Genomic DNA, 1,622 nt, shown 5'->3' on the forward strand with positions numbered 1-1,622 from the left:
AAGATGTCGGGGTGGGCCTTTTCGATCTCGTCGAACAGCACCACCGAGAACGGCTTGCGGCGGACCTTCTCGGTCAGCTGCCCGCCCTCCTCATAGCCGACGTATCCGGGCGGGGACCCGAACAGCCGCGACACGGTGTGCTTCTCCATGAACTCCGACATGTCCAGCTGGATGAGGGCGTCCTCGTCCCCGAACAGGAACTCCGCCAGCGTCTTGGACAGCTCGGTCTTCCCCACACCCGAGGGGCCCGCGAAGATGAACGACCCACCCGGACGCTTGGGGTCCTTCAGCCCGGCGCGGGTCCGGCGGATCGACTGCGACAGCGCCTTGATCGCGTCTTCCTGACCGATCACGCGGCGGTGCAGCTCGTCCTCCATGCGCAGCAGCCGCGCGGACTCCTCCTCGGTCAGCTTGAACACCGGGATGCCGGTGGCAGTGGCGAGGACCTCGGCGATCAGCTCCTCGGTGACCTCGGCCACGACGTCCATGTCGCCGGCCTTCCACTCCTTCTCCCGCTGCGCCTTCTTGGCCAGCAGCTGCTTCTCCGAGTCGCGGAGCGCGGCGGCCTTCTCGAAGTCCTGGGCGTCGATCGCCGATTCCTTCTCCCGGCGCACATCGGCGATCTTCTCGTCGTACTCGCGCAGGTCCGGCGGCGCGGTCATCCGGCGGATCCGCATCCGCGACCCTGCCTCGTCGATCAGGTCGATCGCCTTGTCCGGCAGGAACCGGTCGGAGATGTAGCGGTCGGCCAGCTGCGCGGCGGCGACCAGCGCGGCGTCGGTGATCGACACCCGGTGGTGCGCCTCGTACCGGTCGCGCAGGCCCTTGAGGATCTCGATCGTGTGCGACAGGGACGGCTCGGCGACCTGGATCGGCTGGAAACGCCGCTCCAGCGCCGCGTCCTTCTCCAGGTGCTTGCGGTACTCATCCAGCGTCGTCGCACCGATCGTCTGCAGCTCACCGCGCGCCAGCATCGGCTTCAGGATCGACGCGGCGTCGATCGCGCCCTCGGCGGCGCCCGCACCCACCAGCGTGTGCAGCTCGTCGATGAACAAGATGATGTCGCCGCGAGTCCGGATCTCCTTCAGGACCTTCTTCAGCCGCTCCTCGAAATCACCCCGGTACCGCGACCCGGCGACCAGCGCGCCCAGGTCCAGGGTGTAGAGCTGCTTGTCCTTCAGCGTCTCGGGCACCTCACCCTTGACGATCTTCTGCGCCAGGCCCTCGACCACCGCCGTCTTGCCGACACCGGGCTCACCCACCAGCACCGGGTTGTTCTTCGTGCGACGCGACAACACCTGCATCACACGCTCGATCTCGGTGTCACGACCGATCACCGGATCCAGCTTGCCCTCGCGGGCCGCCTGCGTCAGATTCCGGCCGAACTGGTCGAGCACAAGGGAGGTGGAGGGGGCCGACTCCGAGGGGCCACCCGACGACGCGGGCTCCTTGCCACCGGAGTAGCCGTGCAGCAGCTGGATGACCTGCTGGCGCACACGGTTCAGATCCGCGCCCAGCTTCACCAGCACCTGGGCGGCGACGCCCTCGCCCTCACGGATCAGACCCAGCAGGATGTGCTCGGTGCCGATGTAGTTGTGACCCAGCTGCAACGCCTCACGCAG

General features: G+C 67.6%; 1 protein-coding gene. It reads right to left on the bottom strand.

The features are described 5' to 3' along the window. On the bottom strand, window positions 1-1,622 hold a 1,622-nt coding region (locus tag AB0J52_RS39585; RefSeq protein ID WP_500188263.1), incomplete at both ends, for an ATP-dependent Clp protease ATP-binding subunit.

Origin of the sequence: Spirillospora sp. NPDC049652 (assembly GCF_040675125.1) — a bacterium.
Lineage (GTDB): Bacteria > Actinomycetota > Actinomycetes > Streptosporangiales > Streptosporangiaceae > Spirillospora.